The sequence below is a fragment of the Nitrospina gracilis Nb-211 genome (assembly GCF_021845525.1).
Taxonomy (GTDB): Bacteria; Nitrospinota; Nitrospinia; order Nitrospinales; family Nitrospinaceae; genus Nitrospina; species Nitrospina gracilis_A.
In genome coordinates, this window is the sequence record NZ_JAKJKD010000001.1 from 2075012 (window position 1) to 2096527 (window position 21516).

20 protein-coding genes are annotated in these 21516 nt (G+C 58.2%); 4 read left to right on the plus strand and 16 right to left on the minus strand.

The window, feature by feature from the left end; translation table 11 throughout:
* Nucleotides 1-22: 22 nt before the first annotated feature.
* Nucleotides 23-913 carry an SDR family oxidoreductase gene (locus tag J2S31_RS09780; RefSeq protein WP_237098897.1) on the plus strand — a complete coding sequence of 297 codons (891 nt, stop codon included), beginning with the start codon at nucleotides 23-25 and terminating at the stop codon, nucleotides 911-913.
* A gap of 18 nt (nucleotides 914-931) precedes the next feature.
* Here J2S31_RS09780 and J2S31_RS14625 read toward each other — a convergent pair whose 3' ends face one another.
* Nucleotides 932-1612 (minus strand): septal ring lytic transglycosylase RlpA family protein, encoded by a 681-nt coding sequence (locus J2S31_RS14625; RefSeq protein WP_272908733.1) that lies wholly within the window; start codon nucleotides 1610-1612, stop codon nucleotides 932-934.
* A 155-nt stretch (nucleotides 1613-1767) separates the two neighbouring features.
* Here J2S31_RS14625 and J2S31_RS09790 point away from each other — a divergent pair, with 155 nt between their 5' ends.
* Nucleotides 1768-3522, plus strand: a complete 1755-nt coding sequence (locus J2S31_RS09790) for a DUF2339 domain-containing protein (RefSeq protein WP_237098898.1) — start codon at nucleotides 1768-1770, stop codon at nucleotides 3520-3522.
* A gap of 42 nt (nucleotides 3523-3564) precedes the next feature.
* Here J2S31_RS09790 and J2S31_RS09795 read toward each other — a convergent pair whose 3' ends face one another.
* The 5 genes from J2S31_RS09795 to J2S31_RS09815 all read right to left on the minus strand — a co-directional run bounded on the left by J2S31_RS09795 (nucleotide 3565) and on the right by J2S31_RS09815 (nucleotide 10036).
* Entirely contained in the window at nucleotides 3565-5340 is a 1776-nt protein-coding gene (locus tag J2S31_RS09795; protein ID WP_237098899.1) for an ABC transporter ATP-binding protein, read from the minus strand.
* Nucleotides 5337-7088, minus strand: a complete 1752-nt coding sequence (locus tag J2S31_RS09800) for an ABC transporter ATP-binding protein (RefSeq protein WP_237098900.1) — start codon at nucleotides 7086-7088, stop codon at nucleotides 5337-5339. Before J2S31_RS09800 ends, J2S31_RS09795 begins: the two co-directional genes overlap by 4 nt.
* Nucleotides 7089-7161: 73 nt before the next feature.
* A complete protein-coding gene (locus J2S31_RS09805; RefSeq protein ID WP_237098901.1) occupies nucleotides 7162-7884 on the minus strand; it encodes a ZIP family metal transporter in 723 nt (240 codons plus the stop codon).
* A gap of 99 nt (nucleotides 7885-7983) precedes the next feature.
* The gene (locus tag J2S31_RS09810; protein ID WP_237098902.1) at nucleotides 7984-9144 is read right to left on the minus strand and encodes a HEAT repeat domain-containing protein; all 1161 of its coding nucleotides are present in this window, start codon (nucleotides 9142-9144) and stop codon (nucleotides 7984-7986) included.
* Entirely contained in the window at nucleotides 9128-10036 is a 909-nt protein-coding gene (locus tag J2S31_RS09815; protein ID WP_237098903.1) for a glycosyltransferase family 2 protein, read from the minus strand. The genes J2S31_RS09810 and J2S31_RS09815 overlap by 17 nt, the downstream gene beginning before the upstream one ends.
* A gap of 262 nt (nucleotides 10037-10298) precedes the next feature.
* Between J2S31_RS09815 and J2S31_RS09820 the strand changes: the two genes are divergently transcribed.
* Together J2S31_RS09820 and amrA are read left to right on the plus strand one after the other, a co-directional pair.
* Nucleotides 10299-11312, plus strand: coding sequence for a polyprenyl synthetase family protein (locus tag J2S31_RS09820; protein WP_237098904.1), 1014 nt, complete (start codon nucleotides 10299-10301; stop codon nucleotides 11310-11312).
* 83 nt (nucleotides 11313-11395) lie between these two features.
* A complete protein-coding gene (gene amrA, locus J2S31_RS09825) occupies nucleotides 11396-11914 on the plus strand; it encodes an AmmeMemoRadiSam system protein A (protein ID WP_237098905.1) in 519 nt (172 codons plus the stop codon).
* Between the two features lie 66 nt (nucleotides 11915-11980).
* Here the strand turns inward: amrA and J2S31_RS09830 are convergent, their stop codons facing one another.
* From J2S31_RS09830 to sugE, 10 genes are all read right to left on the minus strand, one after another.
* The gene (locus J2S31_RS09830; protein WP_237098906.1) at nucleotides 11981-14695 is read right to left on the minus strand and encodes a CoA-binding protein; all 2715 of its coding nucleotides are present in this window, start codon (nucleotides 14693-14695) and stop codon (nucleotides 11981-11983) included.
* A 31-nt stretch (nucleotides 14696-14726) separates the two neighbouring features.
* On the minus strand, nucleotides 14727-15995 hold the full coding sequence (locus J2S31_RS09835) for an ATP citrate lyase citrate-binding domain-containing protein (RefSeq protein ID WP_237098907.1): 1269 nt from the start codon (nucleotides 15993-15995) through the stop codon (nucleotides 14727-14729).
* Nucleotides 15996-16386: 391 nt separating this feature from the next.
* A complete protein-coding gene (locus J2S31_RS09840; RefSeq protein WP_237098908.1) occupies nucleotides 16387-17751 on the minus strand; it encodes a glycosyltransferase family 87 protein in 1365 nt (454 codons plus the stop codon).
* Nucleotides 17752-17938: 187 nt separating this feature from the next.
* A complete protein-coding gene (locus tag J2S31_RS09845; protein WP_237098909.1) occupies nucleotides 17939-18253 on the minus strand; it encodes a hypothetical protein in 315 nt (104 codons plus the stop codon).
* A gap of 336 nt (nucleotides 18254-18589) precedes the next feature.
* Nucleotides 18590-18850, minus strand: coding sequence for a hypothetical protein (locus J2S31_RS09850; RefSeq protein ID WP_237098910.1), 261 nt, complete (start codon nucleotides 18848-18850; stop codon nucleotides 18590-18592).
* Between the two features lie 336 nt (nucleotides 18851-19186).
* Nucleotides 19187-19471, minus strand: coding sequence for a hypothetical protein (locus tag J2S31_RS09855; RefSeq protein WP_237098911.1), 285 nt, complete (start codon nucleotides 19469-19471; stop codon nucleotides 19187-19189).
* 272 nt (nucleotides 19472-19743) lie between these two features.
* On the minus strand, nucleotides 19744-20160 hold the full coding sequence (locus J2S31_RS09860; protein ID WP_237098912.1) for a pentapeptide repeat-containing protein: 417 nt from the start codon (nucleotides 20158-20160) through the stop codon (nucleotides 19744-19746).
* Nucleotides 20157-20663, minus strand: coding sequence for a pentapeptide repeat-containing protein (locus J2S31_RS09865; RefSeq protein WP_237098913.1), 507 nt, complete (start codon nucleotides 20661-20663; stop codon nucleotides 20157-20159). Before J2S31_RS09865 ends, J2S31_RS09860 begins: the two co-directional genes overlap by 4 nt.
* Nucleotides 20664-20666: 3 nt before the next feature.
* A complete protein-coding gene (locus J2S31_RS09870) occupies nucleotides 20667-21140 on the minus strand; it encodes a DUF2269 family protein (protein ID WP_237098914.1) in 474 nt (157 codons plus the stop codon).
* A 42-nt stretch (nucleotides 21141-21182) separates the two neighbouring features.
* A complete protein-coding gene (gene sugE / locus J2S31_RS09875; protein WP_237098915.1) occupies nucleotides 21183-21500 on the minus strand; it encodes a quaternary ammonium compound efflux SMR transporter SugE in 318 nt (105 codons plus the stop codon).
* Between the last annotated feature and the right edge of the window lie 16 nt (nucleotides 21501-21516).

Below are 21516 nucleotides of genomic sequence, written 5' to 3' on the forward strand. Positions count from 1 at the left end.
AAGCTTTGCTTATACTTGAGGCATGGTTTCCAACCTCCTCATCGTTGGCGGGACGGGCTCACTAGGCCGTCCAGTCGCGCGGAAGTTCCGGAATGAAGGCTGTACCGTGCGCATCTTCACCCGCGATCCGGAGCGGGCGCGCGAACTGCTGGGGGATGGATTCGATCTGCGGCAGGGTGACGTGGAAGACCCCGGCTCGCTCGACCGCGCGATGGAAGGATGCGACGGCATCCACATCAACCTGCAAGGCGGCAATACCGACCGCCAGTTGGAAGCCATCGAATACCGGGGAACTCTCAACATCCTGAGGGCCGCCGAAAAAGCCGGAGTGAAGCGGCTGTCCACCATATCCTACGCGGTGGATCTGGAAAACTACCCGCACATCCCCTACGCGGCGATCAAACACCGCGTCGAGACCGCCATCGTCGAAAGCCCCATCCCGCACACCATCTTTCGCGGCTCGCACTTCATGGAATCGCTTCCATTATACTTCCGCGATCACACGCCGTGCCTCATCGGCAAACAGCCGCACCACTACCACTGGGTGGCGGCGGACGATTATGCCCGCATGGTGTTCAACGCGTACCAACTGAAGGAAGCGGTCGGCAGGTCGTTCGACATCTTTGGCCCGGAGGCGATGACCATGGAGGAAGCCCTCCTTCGCTACAGCACCGCCATGCATGGAAAAAAGGAAATCACCCGCATTCCCATCTGGGCGATGAAGTTCATGGGATACCTGATGTTCGACCGACGCATCCGCTTCGTGGCGGAGCTGATGGAGTTCTTCGGCCAGGCCGGGGAAAACGGCAACCCCATCGAGGCCAACCGATTGCTCGGCGCGCCCACCACCACGCTGGAACAATGGTGCGATAAACAAAAGGCCGAACGGCGGGGCGAGCTGGTGGAAGATTGAAGGCTTAACGGGGGACCGTCACAGATCGACGGTTTCCACCTTCACGCGCACGGTGCCCCTGCCGTCGAAGCCCAGCCGCTTGGCGGCGCCGTGGCTGAGGTCGATAATGCGATGGCCCGATTTCGGATTGTGGTCGCTGGGAAACGGACCGCGGTCGTTGACGCGCACGATGATCGACCGCCCGTTCTCCAGGTTGGTCACGCGCACGTTGGTGGGGAGCGGTAAAAACTTGTGCGCGGCGGAGAGTCCGTCGGGATTGAACGCTTCGCCGTTGGCGGTCATGTGGCCGTCGTCCTGCTCGTACGTTTCCTGCCCGTACCAAGAAGCGATGCCGACCTCGGTGTACGTTCTCGCCTGCTCGACGCTCATGGGATAATACTTCCTGCCCTTCACCGTGTACGGCGCGTTTTTGACGCGGCCCAGGCGGATGGCTTCTTTCACCGGCAGGCCGTCGATGGTCTCGATCTCATCGTTCATCAGCGGCCAGTCGAGCGGCGCGGTGACGACATCGAAGGTGAACTCGCCGATCTTATAGGTCGCCTTGCCGGTGTAGTACACCACCTTCACCGCGTTCTTGCCGATGTAATAGACACCCTTGACGGTGCCCTTCACCACCTGGTAGGTGCCTTCGATAACCGAACAGGCCGACACCCCCATCAGCACCGCACCCATCACCCAAAGCCGCCCCATCCGCTTCATGCCACGCCCTCAATAATTCATAACTAATTGAAAATTATAGAGAAATAATCTTCAACGCGCAACCTTCCGGCGCATCATTCGTTCCAGCACGCCCAAATTGACAATTCCTTGGCCTTCCCTTAACTTGGAATCAGGACAACGAACGGGCGCATTGCATGGCTGAGGACAATCAGAAGAAGTTGTTGGAAGTTATAAAACGTCTGGATCAGCGGGTCGCGGACCTCAACCGGCGCGTGCAGAAACTGGAAGCGCAACTCGACGATCCGTGGTTCCGCACTGAGGATTCCGGCGAGTCCGGTCCCGCTGCGTCCCCTTCTCCCGGCCCCGCGCAAACGGCACCCCCCACCCCGCCCAAGGACGAGGTCTCGCAGGGTGAGTTCTGGCTGAACAAAATCGGCATCGCTCTCCTTTTGATGGGCCTCGCGTTTTTGTTCAAGTATTCTCTCGACCAGAACTGGATGACGCCGCCGGTACGCATCCTGATGGGCAGCATTCTGGGCAGTGTGCTTTTGGCGCTGGGTGTGAAACTGCGCGCTGATCGTAAAATCCTGAGTCCCGTTCTGCAAGGCGGAGGACTGGCGACGTTTTACATGACGGTGTTTGCCGCGTTTCAACTGTATGCGTTGATCCCGCACCTGTATGCGTTTTCCGTCATGATCGGCATCACTCTACTTGCCTTCACCCTCGCGGTCCGGCAATACGAATTCGCATTGGCACTGGTGGCGGTGACGGGCGGCCTGAGCACACCGTTTCTTCTGCACCAGGAGGCGGGAAGCCTGCCGGGCCTCGTGCTCTACACCTGTCTCGTGCTGGCAGGTTCCATGGCCGTTTATTACTTCCGGCCGTGGCGCTCGCTTCTCTGGTATTCCTGGGCCGGGGGCTGGGTGGTGCTCGGCATTGCGGAAGGGGAACTCCCGGCCTACAAGGTGGAACGTATCTTTCAGTTCTGGAGCGTGGAGGGCGGCGTGCTGTTCGCCTTCGCTTTGTTCTGGATCATCCCACTCCTCACCAAGCAACGGCAGTGGCATCCGTCCACATCGGAAAAGTCCGCCGAACCCAAAACCGTATTCGAAAACACTTTCGCCGAACACAACGCCCCGGTGACCGCACTCATGGTGTTCTCCGGCATCATGGCCTGGCTTCTGTCCTACCTCATCTGGGACCTGCCGGACGAGCGATGGGGACAAATCCTTCTGGCGTTCTGTCTGCCGTTTTTCAGCATCGCGTTTGTCTTGTGGCGGAGGGGCACGCCGCCGGAGCCGGTGGCCCTGCACGCGGCCATGGGCGTGTTCCTTTTAACGCTGGGGCTGTGGCATCTGTTCGATGACAATCTTCTCTTCTTTGCCTTGAGTGTGGAGGCCACGGCGCTTCACTGGTTCGGCAAACGCACGCGCGAACACGTGGTCACCTACACCGGCACCGTAATCCTGATGCTCCTCACCGCCTGGCTGTGCATGCGCATCCTGGGCCGCGTGCCGGAGACCGCCGTCGTCAACTGGCGCGCCGGGGCGGACCTTGCCTTCCTTCTGCTCGCGGCGTACTGGTCCACGCTCATGCCAAAAAAAGAAGAATCGCAGGCGTACCTGCTGGTGGCGTACGTCGGCTGGATCGGTTGGTTGTGGCGGGAGTTGAATGTCCTGCCGCATGGCAGTGCGTGGGTGTCGATAGGCTGGGGCCTGACCGGTGCGGCTCTTCTTCTTTACGGTGTGCGCACGAAACGGATCAACGCCTTCCGCGCGGGACTGGGCACGCTGGTGCTGGTGGCGGTGAAGCTCACCCTGTTCGACCTGTCCCACCTGTCAGCCTTGTGGCGCATTCTGATTTTCATGGGATTCGGCGCGGCCTTTTTATGGATCAGTTACTGGATGAAATCGCCGTGGACCCAGCCCGCCCCCGGCAAACCGGCGTGATCCCCACACACTTTCTAAACGCGAAACGTTTTTGCGCGCAGGTCACGGACCTTTCGTCAGGTCAGATTGCAGTTTGAGCAGGTTGTAATAAGTGCCCTTCTGCTGGATCAACTCCCGCCGCGTGCCGAACTCGACGACCTTGCCATGACGCAGGACCAGCACCTTGTCCACGTGCTGCAATGTGGACAGGCGGTGCGCGATGACGATCGAAGTGCGTCCCTGGATGAGTTTTTGAATGGCGTCCTGGATTTTTTTCTCCGTTTCGGTATCGACGTTGGACGTGGCTTCGTCGAGGATCAGGATGCGCGGATTGAACGCCAGCGCCCGCGCAAACGACAGCAGTTGCTTCTGCCCCAGCGACAGGCTCTTGCCGCCCTCCATCAGCGCCTGTTCGTACTTGTGCGGCAGGTTGTCGATGAAATGGTGCGAGTGCACGGCGTGCGCGATGGACTCGATTTCCTCCATACCGAGATCGGTGTTGCCGAGGCGGATGTTGTCCAGCACGTTCCTGGCGAACAGAAAGACGTCCTGTTGCACCAGCGCCATCTGACTGCGGAGCGCATACTTGTCCACTTCCGTAAGCGGTGTGCCATCGACCCGGATCGTTCCTTTTTGAATATCGTAAAAACGGTACAGCGTGTTGACAATGGTGGTCTTGCCGGAACCCGTGGCACCGACGATGGCCAGGCTCTCCCCCGGCTCCAGCGCGAAGGACACGTCCTGCAAAACGTAGTCCTCGTTCTTGTAAGCGAACCACACGTTTTCGAACTCCACCCGGCCCTCGATCCTGGGAAGCGGCTTCGGTTGCGCCGGATTGGGCATATCTTCTTCCGTGTCGAGCAACTCGAAGATGCGCTCGGAGGACGCCATCGCCGTTTGGATGATATTGAATTTTTCCGCGAGGTCGCGGATCGGTTCAAAAAACTTGTGCAGGTACTGGAGGAACGCCACCAACACACCCAGTTCGACTTCGTTCTGCACGAAGCGGCCGCCGCCGTACCAGATGACGAGCCCCATGCCGAGCGCACTGAACACATCGATCGACGGCAGGTACACCGAGTTGTAAAACAGCGAACGCAGGTCTTCCCTCAGTTTGGAACCGCTCACATCGGTGAACTGCTTCCGGCGGTTCTCCTCCTGGTTGAACATCTGCACCGTGGTCATGCCCGACAGGTTTTCTTCCAGCAGGGTGTTCAGCGTGGTCTGGTGCGCGCGGTTCTTGCGAAGTGCATCGCGGGCACGGGTGCGGTAGGCATTGGTCGCCAAATACAGAAACGGAAACACCACGCACACCACCAGCATCAGCCGCCAGTCGAGGTACGCCAGCATGAAGAAAATGCCGACCAGCGTGAACAGGTCGCTGAATACGAGGATGAGTCCCGATGTCAGCATTTCGTTCAGCACCTCGATGTCGTTCACGGTGCGGGTGATCATCTTGCCGATGGGATTGCGGTCGAAAAACCGGAACGACATTTTGTGGAGGTGACCGAACACCTGCGTGCGCAGGTCGTACATCACCTGCTGACCGATGAACTGGATGGTGTAGTACTGGAAGAACTGACAGACGAACGCCGCGATCAGGACCACCAGATAGATGAGCGCAATCTGATCGAGCCCGGAGTATTCGCCGACCCTGATGTGATCGTCGATGGCGATCTTGGTGAGGTACGGCCCCGCCAGGTTGAGGATCGACACGGAAAGCAGCAAGCCCACCGACAACAGCACCAGCATGCGGTATGGCCGCAGGTAGCTCAGAATGCGCTTGAACAGCGGCCAGTCGTAATAGCGCTGGTCGAGACTTTCTTCCCATTCGTTCATTGCAGAAGGATCTCCATCTCGCGCGCCAGCGCCTGGTTGTTGTAGATGTGGCGGTACACGCCGTCCTGTTTCTGCATCAATTGAGCGTGCCCCCCCTCTTCCAGAACCTTCCCCTCGCTCAGCACCACCACGCGGTCCACCTGCCTGGCCAAAGACAGGCGGTGGGTGACGATCAATGTTGTCGTTCCCTGAATGACGGAACGGATATTATTCAGGATGATCGATTCGGTTTCGACATCGAGGCTGGAAAAAGCGTCGTCGAGAATCAGGATGCGCGGTTTGCGGATCAGCGCCCGGGCCAGCGCGATGCGCTGTTTCTGCCCGCCGGAAACCGACACGCCGCGTTCGCCAACTACGGTGTCGAGTCCCTGGGGAAACCGTTCGAGGTCCGGCGTCAGGTGCACGCAGCGCACCACCGCGTCGATCTCCGCATCCGTCGCCTCCGGCCGCGCCAGCGCGATATTGTTGCGGATGGTGGTGGAGAACAGGAATGGTTCCTGTTCGACGTACCCGATGTGACGGCGCAGGACCGCTGTCGGGATTTCGGAGAGGGGTTTGCCGTCCAGAAGAATTCTTCCCTGCGGCGCATCGTACACGCGCGGGAGCAGTTGCATGAGCGTCGATTTTCCCGCGCCGATCATGCCGATGAACGCGACGCTGGTCCCCGCCTCGATGTGCAAGTCGATGCCATCCAGCGCCTGGGCCTCGCTGTCCGGGTACGAGAACGTCAGGTTGCGCACCTCGATGCCGCCGCGAATATCGAACGATTCCACTTCTTTTTCCGGCATCGCGAGCGCCGAACGCGAATTTAGAATGTGCTGGATGCGGCGCATGGCGGTGACGCCCTTCTGCCACAGGTTGATGACGTAGCCGATGGCCATCATCGGCCACGACAGCATCATCAGATAACCGTTGAACGCCACGAACGATCCCAGAGTGATGCTGCCGTCGATCACTTCCTTGCCGCCGATCCACAGCGTGATCATTGCCGCAATGCCGATAACGAACACCAAAGACGGCGTGAACAGGCCGAACATTTTGGCCAGGCTCATGTTCTTGTCAATGTGATCCCGGTTCAGCCGATCGAATCGGCGGATCTCGTTTTGTTCCTGCACGAACGCGTGGAGCACGCGGATGCCCGCCAGGTTTTCCTGCACCATGCTGGTGATGCGCGACAGGTTTTCCTGAATACTCTGATGCCGGATGCTGATGGCGCGGATGAAGGTGAAGAACAGCACCGAGATGATGGGCAGGGGCAACAGCGCGTACAGCGTGAGCTTCGGGTTGATGTAGATCATGAGCGCGAGACAGCCGATGATCACCACCACCGCGTCCAACACCACCAGCAGGCCGAGGCCGAGGAAATCCTTCACCGCGCGCAGGTCGTTGGTGGCGCGGGACATGAGGTCACCCACTTCATGTTTCTGGAAGAACGTGCGGTCGAGTGTGAGGAAGTGCGCAAACACGTGGTTGAGGATGTCGATTTCCATCTTGCGCGATGGACCGAACAGGTGACGCCGCCAGCCATAACGCGCCACCGCCTGCACGCCCGCCGCGAGGAACAGCCATCCCGCGTATTCGATGAGTTGGCTCTGCGCCGGGTCGTTGGGAAGCAGGTCGATCACCTGTTTGAGGAGCCACGGGATCACCATACCGACCAGGTCCGTCACCAGCAGAGCGATGATGCCGACCCCGATCTCGCGCCGGTGCGGCTTCATGTATCGAATGAACGTGCGGACGTGTTCCATAGAATCGCAATCCGGTCAAGGCCGCCGGGTCGGAATTAGGAGGAGTGCGAAACCCGCCCGCCTCGCCAAAAACTCAGACGGTGCCCATGGAAAGAAACATGGCCACCAACCCCAGGGACAGGCAAATCAGATTGTTCAGTTTCTTTTCATCCCCTTCGTGCACGGTGGGAAGCAGGTCGCCAATGCTGATGTACAAAAACGTGCCGGCCGACACGCCGAGAGCGAAGCCGACGGGATAGGGATTGAACTCTTCCAGCGCAAACGTGGAAAGAATCGCCGCCGCCGGGGTGATCAGGGCGAAGATCACCATGTACGCGAGAACCTTTCGGCTGGAGAACTCGCCGCCCTTCATCAGAATACTGCTCAGGGCCAGCGCCGCCGGGAATTTGTGAATCGTCACCGCAAGCAGGATGACCACACTCATGTTCAACATGCTGGCCGCGCCGATGGCCACACCGTCGAGGATGCTGTGAAAACCGATGCCCGCATACGCCGCGAGGCCGATCTTGTGGTAATCGCAGTGACCCTCTTCACACGGGTGCACCATGATGAATTTTTCCATCACATAAATGGCGAGGAACCCGAGGATCACGGGGAATCCGATCTGGCGGCCCAGCACTTCGGTGATTTCCGGGACCATGTGGAAGAAGACCGCGCCCAGCAGAATCCCGGCGCAGAAGCTGATCAACATGCGGAAGGTCTTTTGCGACCAATCCTTGATGGTGGGAATCCAGCCGCCGATCATGGTCACAGCGAAGATGAACAGCAGAAACAAATAGAAGCCCGAATTGTCCATGTTTTGGCTCACGGTCCGGCATGCCGGAATATTAAAGGGGTTTTAAGGTTTACAGTCTTGGATGTCAAAAACAGCCGCGCGATCCAGAATATTTCCATATCAGCCGTGTTTTTCGCCCATGACCCGGATCAGGTTCCCGGCGGCATAAGCGCGAATGACCGCCTGCGGATCGTTGAGCATGGGCAATAGCAGTTGGAACGCCGCGGCTCCGCCCATCATGCCCGTGGCGCGGACGGCGGCGGTGCGAACGCGGGTGACGGGATCATTCAAAACCTGCTTCAAAAGCTGAGCCCGGTTCGGCAGGGGCGTTTCTCCCAATACCCGTGCGGTCATACTGCGCATGCCGAAGTCGGGGCTTTGCAGAAGGTCCGAAAACACGCGGCGGCAGTCCTCGCTGTTCAGCCGGAACAGGGACAAGGCGGCGGACAGCCGCACCACCGGGTCGGCGTCGTTGCAGAACGGCTTCAATTCCTTGAGCACCGCCACCGGCGGCAGGTACCCCATAGCCAACAACGCCCGGCCGCGCACCGAGGCATTCGGACTCAGGCTGAGGCGAATGAGTGGACGCAACAGCACGATGTCCGCTTTTTCTCCGATCGCCTTGAGCGCATTGGTAACAACATCCGGTTCCTCCGACTCCAGCAAAGCGGCGAGGTGTTGCAGGGATTTCTCGTCGCCGATCTGCCCAAGGTAGCTGATGGCCTGGTACCGCTGAACCGCATCGCCCGCGCCGAGCGCATCGACCAGGTGAGCATAGTACTTTTCCTCGCCCAACCGGAACAGGGCATACGCCGCCGCAAGGCGCACCATGCGGTCCGGTGCGTCCAACTGTTTGCGGATCGTGGAAAGCGATTCCCGGTCGCCCAACTCCGCGACCATCTCCAGCGCCACCGACCGCACCCAGATATTGGAGTCATCCAACAGCCGCTTGGCGGCCTGAAGCGCGGCGTCCTTCGACATTTTCTCCAGCGCCTGCAGGGCAAACTGGCGCGTCGTCGGATAAAAATCCAGCGTGCCCTCGACGACGAGGTCGATCAACTCCGGGTCGAGCGACTCCCCGGCGGCACGGATGGCCCCACTGCGCACGAACGCCTCGTCACTTTGGTACGTCATGCGCAGGATCTGGCGGCATTCCTCGCGCAGTTTTTCAACCAGCGCCTTCGGGGCCACACCCCCTTCCTCCACCGCGAGGGCCAGGGGCAAAAAGGCCGTTCCCAGCAGGAAGAGCGCCGCCGCAAAAATTTTAATTCGATTCCACATTCAAAAAAAATTCCGGGTCAAAGAAAGCGGGAGAGGCATCGCCATTTTCCTCCTGCAAGGCGGCGAAATGGTGTTTCGCCGCAAAAAAGGTTTCCGCCTCGCCGGGTTTTCCACGATTGCGGAAACCAGTTTCGAGAATACCGCATTTTTCGACCAGCATCTCCAGCACTCCGCGGCGGGTTTCCCCCTGCGGTTTCTGCCGGACCAGCAGTTTCTCCAGCGCGTACACGCGAAAGCGGTCCATGCCCCAGTAACGCGCCGAAAGCTGGTCTTCATGGCCGCCGTATTTCACGATGAGCGGCTCTTCCAGGAACTGGACGGGGTACAGGAATGTGAGACGCAACCACAGGTCGTAATCCTCGCAAGCGGGCAGGGCCTCATCGAACCCACCGATGCGGCTCAGCACCTCACGTTTCAGCATGACCGATGAAGGGCTGATGATACATAAAGGCAGGCAGTGTTGAAAGATGTAACCCGAATATTTCCGGTGTTTTTTGGCCGGATTCACACGCACCCCGTTGCGGATCCAGATTTCATCGGTGTAGCAGGCGGGACAGCCGGGGTGGGTCTGCATCCATTCCCACTGCCGCTCCAGCTTGGTGTCGATCCAGCGGTCGTCCGAATCGAGAAAACAGATATAATGCCCCCGCGCCCGCCGCAATCCCGCATTGCGCGCGGCGGACACACCCTGGTTGCTTTCCAGCCGAATGTACTGGACGCTGTCGAACGATTTTACCAGCCGTTCCGTGTCATCCGTCGAAGCGTCGTCCACCACGATCAACTCGTAGTTTTTGAATTGCTGTTGGCATACCGACGCCAATGTTTCCTGCAGGCACCAGGCGCGATTGAACGTCGGGACGATGATGGAAATCTGCGGTTCCTTGTCTGTCATGTAAACTTAAACGAAGTTTTTTGTTTAACTCGTTGCTTAAAAAAGCATTCTCCAAATCTTGAGATACCGGTGCAAGCATGCGCGTTTCCACCGGAATGCGGATACCCATAAAAACCTTGACAAATCAGGGATTTTCCCATATTACTACAAGCTTTGCGAACCATTTTTCGAGTTGTTTTTCGGGCATTATTTGGTGGAGCCGTTGCGGCGGTTCACAGTACAATCAGTTTATATTACAAATCATCTGAGTTGATCCAACGTCATGGGCTTTCGCGAAGTCACGGAATTTTTCAGAGAAGACCTGTTGAAGGTGGAACAGTGTTTGCGGGACAATTTTGAGTCTTCGCTTCCCATTGTGACCGATATCGGCGACTACATCCTGAACGCGGGCGGCAAGCGCATCCGCCCCCTGCTGTTGCTGTTGAGTTCGCGCCTGTGCGGCCTGCCCTCCAACGACCGCGTGATCAAACACTGTTGCGTGATCGAGTACATTCACGCCGCCACTCTGCTTCATGACGACGTGGTGGACGAAACCACCGTGCGCCGCGGCAACGAAACCGTAAACTCAAAGTGGGGAAGCGACGCCAGCATCCTCGTCGGGGATTTCATGATCGCGCGGGCGCTCATCCTGCTCTCCGACGACATTCAGGCGGACATCTTCCGCGCTTTCGGCCAGGGTTCGAAACTGCTGGTGGAGGGCGGCCTGCTCGAATACTCCAATGCCCGCGACATCCTCGTGACGGAAGACCATATTCTGGAAGTCGCGCACAAAAAGACCGCGTCCATCATGGCGCTCAGTTGCCAGATCGGAGCACTGCTGGCCGAAGCGGGCAAATCCAACGAAGAGGCCATGATCGATTTCGGCAACAACTTCGGCATCGCTTTCCAGCTCATGGATGACGCCATGGATTACGATGCGCCGCCGGAAGTGCTGGGAAAACCCCAGGGAACGGATTTCAAGGAAGGCCACGTCACCCTGCCCCTCCTGCACCTCTATCAGCATTCCGACAACGGCCTCAGGCGCGAGATCGAGGAGTTCATCCAGAACGGCAACCTGACGCACAAGGAGTTCGACTACATCCTCGAACGCATGCGCGAGACCAAGTCCCTCGAATACACCATGAACAAGGCGCGCGCCCACATGGACGAGGCCAAGAAGATTCTTTTCTCCCTCAAATTTCCCTGCCCCGAATATCTGGAGCTGATGGCCACGCTGTCCGACCACATCATCGACCGCTACACCCCCTCCAACATCTCCCTCACGCCGATTTCCTGATCCGGGCCGATGGCCCTTGTTGCGGAATTCGAAACCCGTCCATACATTGAAGTAACAGCTGTATTCCGACCCAGGGGCATTATATGGACACCTTGACGCGGGGAATCGTCTATCTGGCACGCAAAGCGGTGAGCCATTATCTGCGCCATCGTTGTCCCCTTCCCTGCCCTGCGAATCTCCCCGACTCCCTGAAGCAACGTGCCGGGGCGTTTGTCTCCATAAAGTGCAAGGGGACCCTGCGCGGGTGCATCGGCACCCTGGAACCGCAGCAGGACACGCTGGCGGCGGAGATTATCGAAAATGCGGTGAAAGCGGCCACCAAAGACCCACGGTTCGACCCGGTCACCGAGGGGGAACTGGACGACCTCACGTTCTCCATCGACGTGCTCACGCCATTGGAACCGGTGAGCGATATTTCCATGCTGGATCCGAAACGCTACGGCCTGGTGGTCCGTAATGACAAAAAACAGGGGGTGCTGTTGCCGGACCTGGAAGGGGTACCGACCATTGCGGAGCAGGTGCGCCTGTGCCGCTTGAAGGGAGGGTTCACCGACGAGGATACGGAGGAATACTTTCGGTTCCGCGTTCAGCGATTCCGTTGATTCCAAAAAAACAAGGCAGCCCGGAATACCGGACTGCCTTGATTCGTTGTAAAGCTAAGGACGCCGTCAGCCGACGTACGCACACTGGCTGGCCGGGGTGCGGGTGTCCATGTTGCGTCCCCGGTTGGTGTGGTCGTCCACTTCGGCGGCACAGCCGATCATGCGGCCGAACAGGAAAGCCGCAAAGCTGGCGGTCTCGATGTCCGACTCCTTGATCGTGCCTTTCTGGTAATCCGCCCAGACCATCTTGAGCAGGATCACCGCAATCACCGCGTCGATGTTCACGCAGTACACGTTATTCGTGACCTTGGCTTTGAACAGCCCTTCCACCAGGTGATGGTAGAAATCGAGAAACACGTTGTTCAGGCCCTTGTCCTTGAACAGTTTCTGCACGTATTCCTCGCGCGGGTCCACGTTCACGTCCTTGCCCTTGAACACCGGATGATTGACGCAGGGGATCTTGGCATACTCGAGGTTGCCGAGTTCCTTCTGCTCTTTCTTGTAAGTGCCGTAGTTGCTGGCGTAGTCCGACGCCAGCTTGGCCAGGTCAATGCCGTGGTTGGCGTCGGCCGGGTTCTTGAGGCCGGAGTTCTTGAACTGTTCGATCAAAAACGCCGCCGCTTCGTAGCCGTTGCCGCCGTGAGCAAACCCGGTGTGGGTCAGGAAACCGACCATGCTCTTGTTGACCTGCACCCGGTCCGGCTGTTCCGGTCCGTCCGCGCTCACCGCACCCTTCGCCCCCTGGGCGGAGATGGTGCCCGGGCCGTTGGTGATGATGAGGCCCAGCAGAACCTGGAACTCGAACAGTTCGCCATCGGCCGGCTCCCGGCCCAACAGTGCCAGGAACGCGGTTTTGGTGAAGCTGGTCTTGGTGACGATGTCGTCCAGCTTGACACCGCAGAAGCTGTCCGCCGTGTGTTTGTCCACACCGGCGGTGCAACCGACCATGGTGCTGAAGATGCGGCTGTACCAAGGAAGCGATTGCAGGGTGTGGCGGGTCAGTTTCTTCGACCGCAGACTGCGCCACGCCAGAGTGGCCCAGATGCCTGCGACGATGGCATCGACGCTGACCTTGCCGTTCTCCTGCTTGGCGAAATCCTGCAGGAAGTTCAGGAATACCGACTGGCCCTGAAGTTTGGCCACCGCATCCATGATCTTGTCGGAACAATCGTCTCCCGTTCCCAAAAACGCATCCTTGTACTGGCCCGCCTCTTTCAGCTGGGCGCTGTAGTCGAAGGACTGTTCCGGATCGTTCATCTCGGTCAGCTTGAACAGCTCCAGCAGACCCGACGCCGCATCCAGCGACTTCTGCACGGTCTTTTTGCCGACGATCGACACCGCCGCCGACAACACCGTGTTGGGCGAGTTGCCCGCGTCGCGCGATGCCTGCGCCGCCGCCAGGGCCGGATGGTTGTGATGTCCGACGTAGGCATTGAGTGCCAGATTGGCCAACGCCCGGCCGTACTCGGACGGGTAGTTCTTGGTCAGCGCAAACGCGAGGTTTTCCTCCAGAGACTTCGTGGACGCATCCAGGATGGACACGCCGTGGATCTGGGAAACCTGCGTTTTCGGATCCATGCGCGACGCGCCGCTGGCGTCTTTCAGCGTCTCGCGGCGGATCATCGCGCCAACCTGCACGCGGAGCGCCTCGATCTGCTTGTTGTATGGATCGAGCGCCTCGACCACCGGCAAGTCCAGCTCTTTCGGAAGTTTGGCGTTGTTGTTGCTTCCAAACCAGCACTTGAGGGACAGGCTGCCCTTGGGCTCAAAGTCCGGTTTCTCGCCGCGCAGTTCCATGACCTTGGTCAGTGCTTCCGGAATGTGCGCAATGTTGGTGACCAGCGCGCCTTTTTTGGAGAACTTCGGATTCTCCGGCGTGTAGATGCCGTCCACCCCGAAATAATCCATGAACCATTTTTCCTTGGCCATCGCATCATCACCGGAACCCGCCAGCGAACCGGCATGACCGCAGGATTTGGTGAGTTTCGCTTTCCAGCGGCCCACCACGCAGGCGATGATCGGCTTGTCGGACTCAACGCCCTTCTCATAATACCCGCCCGGCTCGCAGTAGATGATGGCGGCTTTGGAGCGGTCGTCGTTGTTGAATCCGTGAATGAACTCATGCGGACCGAAATGGATGTATACGTCCTTGCCGCTGGACACCGACGTCGTCGTGCCCCAGCCCGCGGTGGACAGGTACACGGCAATGGTGGTGGTGAAGTTGCCGGAGTTGGAAAAGATCGCCACCGATCCCTTGATCAGCGATTCCTCCGGATGACTGCCGCCCAGCGCTCCGCCGAGGCGCACATGGTTCCAGGAGTCGGCCAGACCCAGGCAGTTCGCACCGAACAGGTCCACACCGTTGGCCTGGCAGATGGCGCGCATGATGCGCGAATCTTTCACCGACACCTTCTCGGTGAGGACGATCACTTTTTTCAGGTCCGGGTTCTGGCGCACCGCTTCGGCCACGCCGTCTTTCACGCCGGACGGAGGCAGGTACACGACCGCGGTGTTGAACTTGTGGCCCGCCGCCATACCTTCCTTGATGGAGTTGTAAACGGGGATATTCCCCACCTTCGTGGGCAGGGCCTTGCCGGACTTGCCCGGACCGGTGCCGAACACCACGTTGCCTCCGGAGTACACATGACTGATGGGGGTGACACCGGAGCTTTCCTTACCCAATATATTCAAAACAACGACCCGGTCATCCTTGGTCGCCAAATCCGCCAGAGAATTGATTCCGACGTAATAGGGAAAATCGCCTATTCCTTGCTTATGCATGAGTCTTTAACCTCCCGGTTGGATAACTCGTTTACTTGATATTCAGAGCTTTTTTAATTTCTTCCTTGCCGCCGTTTTTCATCCAATCGTTGACGGCCTTGGCATAATTGATGACCTCGGACATGGCGCTGTCGTGACCGAAGAAGCGGTACGGCAGACCCAGCGAATCCAGCGTGTCCCGCAGGTATCCCATGCCCTTGATGAGGTTGGGACCACCCCGTCCCACCACGACGAACAGGGGTTTGGGACCGTAGTTCTGGAAATACCACTTGATGCCGTCGGCCATCGCCCGGAACGTTTCATAAATGTCCGTGTTGTTGGCTTTACCGCCGATGATGAAGAGCACGTTCGACTGCTCCATCCAGTATTTGAACGTGATCCGGGAGATGTCATGCATCTTCTCGTAAGGCGGGTTGCCACCGAAGTCGGAAGAAATCGTCGCGTCCTCGCCCAGCAGTTCGGTGACCATCGCATTGGCGCCGCCGCCGAAGGTGGGCGCGGTGATGGACCCTTGGTCATTGATGACATACACGTCGCTCTGCCCCTGGTAGGTGCGGAGCTGGTTGATCTCCTGTTCGAAGTCCGAATCGTCGGAGGCGAACAGGTCGGACGGCAGATGCAGGCGTTTCCATGCCGGGTCATCCTGATCGAACGCGCATTTGAAGTCACACGCCACCGGGGTGAGGCGTCCGCCCGCAGTGCTCATGCGGATCGGGTTCAGCTCCAGCATCAGCATGCCGTAGTTGTTGTACAGGTCCCACAGCTTCGGCAGGTGCTGAACCAGCGGGCTGATGATCTGCGGCGGAGCACCGAGGCTCATCAGGGCGTTGGATACGTGAAAGGCCTTGAGACCGGTTAACGGATCGAACGGCACGACTGCGATTTTGTCCTCAGGCAACTCCTCGATGTCCACACCGCCGTGATGCGTGATGGTCATCGTCGGCGCGCGGTAGACGGTGTTGTCGGAGATGGAAAAGTACACCTCGATGTCCGCCGGCACGCCGCCTTCGAAGGTGACGCCGTTGGCCTTCACCACTGAGTTGCCATCCGAATGCGTGGCGAAATAGAGGCGCTCTTTTTCTTTCAACGCGTCGTGAATGTTGTTGACGCGTCCGAGCAGGCCGGATTTTCCCTTTTTGCCGACACCGCCTTTGAACACGGGCTTGATGAACACCTGCCCGTGCTTGCTGATCATTTCCTTGATTTCATCCACGCTGATTTCGGGACCCCGCACATCGGACCGGGGGAATTCCACCAGGTCCAGCAACTTACGGCCCCAAAGCATTCCGGTGATTTGCATTGTTTATTTCTCCTGCGTCAGGATTACGGTTTGGTCGTATTCAAAAATTCACAAACTTGAAAAAATTGGGTTCGTTTTCAAACACAGATTGGGTTTTAAGGAGCAATTTCAGGAAGTTCCGCTCGCTTGGTCAACGATTTTGGTGTTGGGAGTGGGAACTCAAAATTGGAGCATCATATTGTAAAAAAATTAATCATTTTGTCAATCCCTCGAAGCTCCATTAACCCTTTATTTTTTCAAAACTTCGGGTTCCGCCTCCGGCGGGCGGCGGGGGTCTGGCGCCGAGGCGATGGGAAGCCTTTCCCGCCATTCCTAGAATTGTTTGAAATATTTGTCTTTTGCGAAAACCGCGGCAACGGGAGGGGGGCCTTGGAAGCCAGCGGAAGCGATCTCAACCCGGCTGGACGGGCTCCGCCGCTCCGGCTTCAGGCAAGGGCGCAAACATCAGGCGGGAGACCGCCAACACGTACCAAACAGTCGTACCAATACCCAGCACGCCCAAGCGACCGGTGACGGGAAGCAAGGCGTAATGAAGAAGCGACAGCACCACCGGGATCACCGCCATCCGCTTCGCCCACTTGGTCTCACCCTGCTGGTACAACCACAGCGGCACAAAGATCAACGCGGGCAGTTGCAACATATAATAATGACCGCGCGCGACGGGTGAGACGATCAATGCCGCCACGCAGGCGAGGCCGAACAGCAGTGAACGGTTGAGCACGCTGTCGGACTTTGTCAGCCTGACCGCGAGCGGAAACAACGCCAGCACCAGCCCCACCCGCACCATCAAAACCAGCGCCTGCACCCAGCCGGCGTCCATCGGCATGGGCCCGGATTTTTTCAGATGCACGTCTTTATCCGGCGGCCCGCCGAAAAACACGTGTGCGGTCCAGTTGCCCAACCGATAGACAGCGTTGCTGAAACTCTGGTTGCGCATGGTGTAGGGGTTATCGAGGTTGTTGGCGGCGTCGAACTCCACCGACTGGTTGCCCACCTTTGAATACCAGGTTTCAAGATGTTTGATATTCGCGTTCCAACCCACCAGTCCGGCGGGGATGATGAGGAAAAACAGTAGCAGGCCCGCCACGGTTCCCGCCATCACGCCGAAGAACCCCGGCCGAGCGGCGGTGCGCGATTCCTTCCTCAACCAGGCGACGCCCGCCTGAAACGCAACAAAACTCACCGGCACGATCGGCGTGATCTTCAGCACCACTGCCACCGTCATCGCCACACCACCGAGAAACGGACGCATCCAGCCGCGGTTTTCCATCACCAATCGAAATCCGAGCAGAAGAAAGTAGGTTTTGGCGATGCCGATCTGCCCCCTCTGCATGCAGTTGAGCATGGGAAACAGCACCGCGACGGAGGCGCATCCTCCCACCAGCAACAAATACGGCTTCAGCTTTTCAAAATGAAGACTGCGGTCGTGGAAAGCCAACCCCAGCAGGCGCACGCTTTCTTTATAGCAACCCGCCAGCATGGCGACGCTCAGAGCGAACCAGATCAACCCCTGCCAATGCGTCGGCAGTCCATGAAGCGGCGCGGCCACCAACGCCAGGAGCGGCGGGTACAAATATTTCCAACCGCGCGGATTGGTCACTTCATACGGATCGCGTCCGTCGAAGAACGCCGCCCCCGCCTCGGTGTACACGGTGAAGTCGGTGCGATGCTTGTGCGGCTGGTCGGGATGCAGGCTGGCGCGGTACCGCACATCCGTCACGCCCCAGATGAGGAGCGCGAGGAAAACGAATATCACAAAACGGCGGTTCAGGGAGGGAGGCCAGGTCGATTCCATTGACGCATGGTACTAGAGTGGCGGGAGCGATTCAATTGCGCTGTCGGGCCCGGTCCTGATCGCACACAAAAAAAACGGCCCGGGAAAACCCGGGCCGCCGTTCTTATATAAACAAGCGCTGTCGGTCATGAGCGCTGGTAGTCAAACTTCAGCCGACTTTCTGATAACGGGGATGCAGGTCTTTGATCTGCATATCAAAGTCCTCTTCGCTTTCCCCACGGGCGCGCTTGTCTTCCTCAATGTCGCCCGGCCCCCTAACGATGCCCTTGCGGTCATCCAGCACATTCTCCCACGTGGAATGCCGGTCCAGAACATCCTTGCTGATCGGCACGGGTTTCATCAATTTGTCTCCCGTCATTTTCGTGGCCGGCGTCTTCTGGGCCGGCTCCGCCGTCAGTCCTGCACCGGCGCTCATGGTGAGAGCGAGAAAAACCGCAATAGTCATAATAACGAGCTTACGCATCAGAAACCTCCTGATTCATATCAAAAAAAAACACCGGCAGGGAATACGGCACAAAAAAAATCGCCTGTTTGTCATTCGAAAGGCGTCGAAACACGACCCGGCCCAGAAACTTCGATCCCAAACAGGAACCTGCCGGTTGGAACCGGGCCTTCATTGCCTCCTTACTTTCAACATAAAACCCGCCTTCCTCACCTCGCAACCCCCTGCACAAAATTGAAGCACTGAAATTGAAAATCAATTATTTGAAAATACGCCCGAAAGTTCCCAATAAAAAACGGCTCCCATCTTCGGGAGCCGTTTTTGTATTTTGATAACGCTTGCCGTCAAAACAAAAGGTCAACCGACACGCGCCCACGGGCGGTCTTCCAGACGAACGTTCATGACGGGAATGTCTTTTTCATCTTTCGCCTCGGCGCGGGCTTCGCTGGTATCTTCAGCGGAAGCGGCTTGAGGAGCCGGGGTATTTCCTTCAACCTTCATGGTCCATACCGCATGGCGATCCAGAACATCCAAATCGATCGGTTCATTCGCAATCGCGACGCCGGACCAGGCGGCCAACAGAAAAGTCATGCTCAACACAGCGATCATCTTCTTCATGGAAATCCTCCTTTCAAAAATTTAAATGCATGCCGTCGGCGGTCCCTCAACGGACAGCCGCACAAAAATAATCAAAAGAAAGAAACACACAAAGGGGTTGAAACTCCGTACGCCCGTCGGATTTCATAAATGCTTCCGGCGGGGATTCCGGACTCATTGTTTTATTAAAACGGGATTTTCAGGAAGGCAAGCTCATAGACGATTTTTATTTTTGCAGGTGGGCAGGCGAGGGACTCCGCAGTGACGCGCGGAAAAGAAAACGGCTCCCCGCATGGGGAGCCGTTCTCACTTATGAGTATCGAGGGCACGGTGGCACCATCGATCTCATCTTGTTTGTCAGTCAATCTCAGACACTGCCTGAGTCTTTCTGGAGCTGTCGTACATCGTGGTGTCAATCGAGTCAGCCAGCTTCACGTACTCCGATTCCTTCTTGCTCGAATCTTGACTGTTCTTACTGTCAGAACCTTCCGTCAAGAGCTGTTGTTCCCCACCCTCGAATCGGTAAGTCCACACGGCATGACGATCCAGCACATCGGTTTCGGGCGGTTCAGCTGCAAAGGCCATTCCCGATCCGCCAAGGATCGCAAATAGAACACTCACTGCTGTAATAAATCTTTTCATACCTCTACTCTTCCTTTCCTCTCGTTTCCGCCGCCCGGGGTTTCCCCGGGGGGAAACTCAAAATATTGTTCGTTAACGGCCCGTTGTAAGCTGGATACTAAAACGCCACCCGACCCTGACGGTTCCAGGTCGAATGGCCGCTTTGCATGTACCGTCTGACAGTAAATTAGAGCCCGGTCCAAAAAAATACCATTAATAATTTTTAATGGAACGGGTTGGCCGGGAAAGGTGGAAGACATGGGAAGTCACCGCGGCTCCATCGATACCGATTTTCATTTTCGGAAATCGGGGAGGCGGGTGGAGTCGTCTTGAAAGGCGCAGTCCACCTGTTGGCGGGTCAGGCCCACCGCGCCGGTGAGGTCCGCGCCATGCAGGTAGGCTCCGCCGAAGCGGGCATTTTCAAGATACGCACCGCGCAGGTCGGACATCATGAGGTCGGCTTCCTCCAGGTTGGCGTCCTGCAACCGCGCCTCACGGAGATCCGCGTCCTGCAGGTTGGAGCCGCGCAGGTCCGCACCGCGCAGATCGGCCTTCACCAGCTTCGCGCCCATGAGGTCGGCTTCGATCAATTTCGCCCCGGACAACACGGCGTGGCTGAGATCGACCCCCTTCAGCACCGCGCGCTCGCCCGCACTGCCGCGGGTCTCGAACCAGAGCGCGTGATCCTCCAGCATCTTCTCCAGCATCATGCCCCCCTGTCTTCATCGATGCGGCGGACGGAGTCGTGGCATTCGAACTCGGTTTCGGAAATCCACTTCACGCGCAGGTAATGCGGCAGTAGCGTGGAGCGGTCGATCTTTGCCGACTGCACCTGCTGGCTGGTGAGGTTGATGATGTTCGTCAAGTCCGCGCCGGAAAGGTTGGCGCCGTCGAACTTCGCCTTGCTGACCGAGGCGCGGTCGAAGTTGGCACCGGTGAGGTCGGCCTGCGTGAAGTTGGTGCCGATGCATTCGGCCCGGGAGAGGTCGGCACCCTTAAGATGCGCGCCGGTGAAATCGACCGTGCTCAAACTGGCGCGCACGAGTTTGGCGTTCTCCAACTGCGCCTGCACGAGTTTCGCCTTGCGCAGGTTGGCTTCGGTGAGGTCGCCGCCCTTGAGGTCCGCCCCCTCCAGCTTCTGCCCGAACAGGTTGGCCTTCTGCAGGGCTCCTTTCGACGCTTCAATCGTCTCCCGCGTCCACGCGTCGGCCATACGTCACCCGGAGAACGAGGGTTTGGTGACCATCATGACGAGGATGGCGATGGCGGAGGAAAACGCCACCGCGCCCAGGCCCATCCACAGGCGGTGAAACAGAGTGTGACGCGGCGGCAGTTCGATGCCGTCGGCGAGCACCCGGCGCAGGTTGTTGCGCATGCGCCATTCGAGGAACACGGCGACCATCCAGCACAGCCCGACCAGCATGATGAGCGCCAGCGACGCGATCATCCACGGCTCGCGCACGGAATGCGCACCGTTTCTAAGCATCCAGTGGCCGGATCCAAACAGCACGAACAGCGCCGGGCCGATGAACACGATGTCGCCAATGAGAGTGTTGCTGAGTGCGAACAGAATCGTCTGCGAGTCTTTGCTCTGCTGGGCGCGGAACAGCATGAAGGCGAGCCCCAGCCCCGTCCCCAGCAATACCACCGCACTCATCACGTGCAGGAATTTGATAACAGTGAAGTCCATGTTTGAAATAACCCAGATAGAGAAACGATGGCCAAGTGTAATTTATGAAGGAACAAATCGCAATCCGAGGATTCCTACAGTGATGAGGCCGATGCAGAGGAGCCGCAACGCGGTCGCGGGTTCGCCAAATAAATAGATGCCGAGGATCGCCGTGCCGAGCGTGCCGATGCCCGTCCACACCGCGTACGCCGTGCCCACCGGCAGGTGCTTGAGCGACAGGCCCAAGAGGCCCATGCTGATGACGATGCTCGCCACCGTCCACACCGTCGGCCACAGCCTGGTGAATCCTTCCGTGTACTTCAGACCGATGGCCCACCCCACCTCAAACAACCCCGCGACAAACAACACCACCCACGCCATGCCAGCTCCCTTTCCT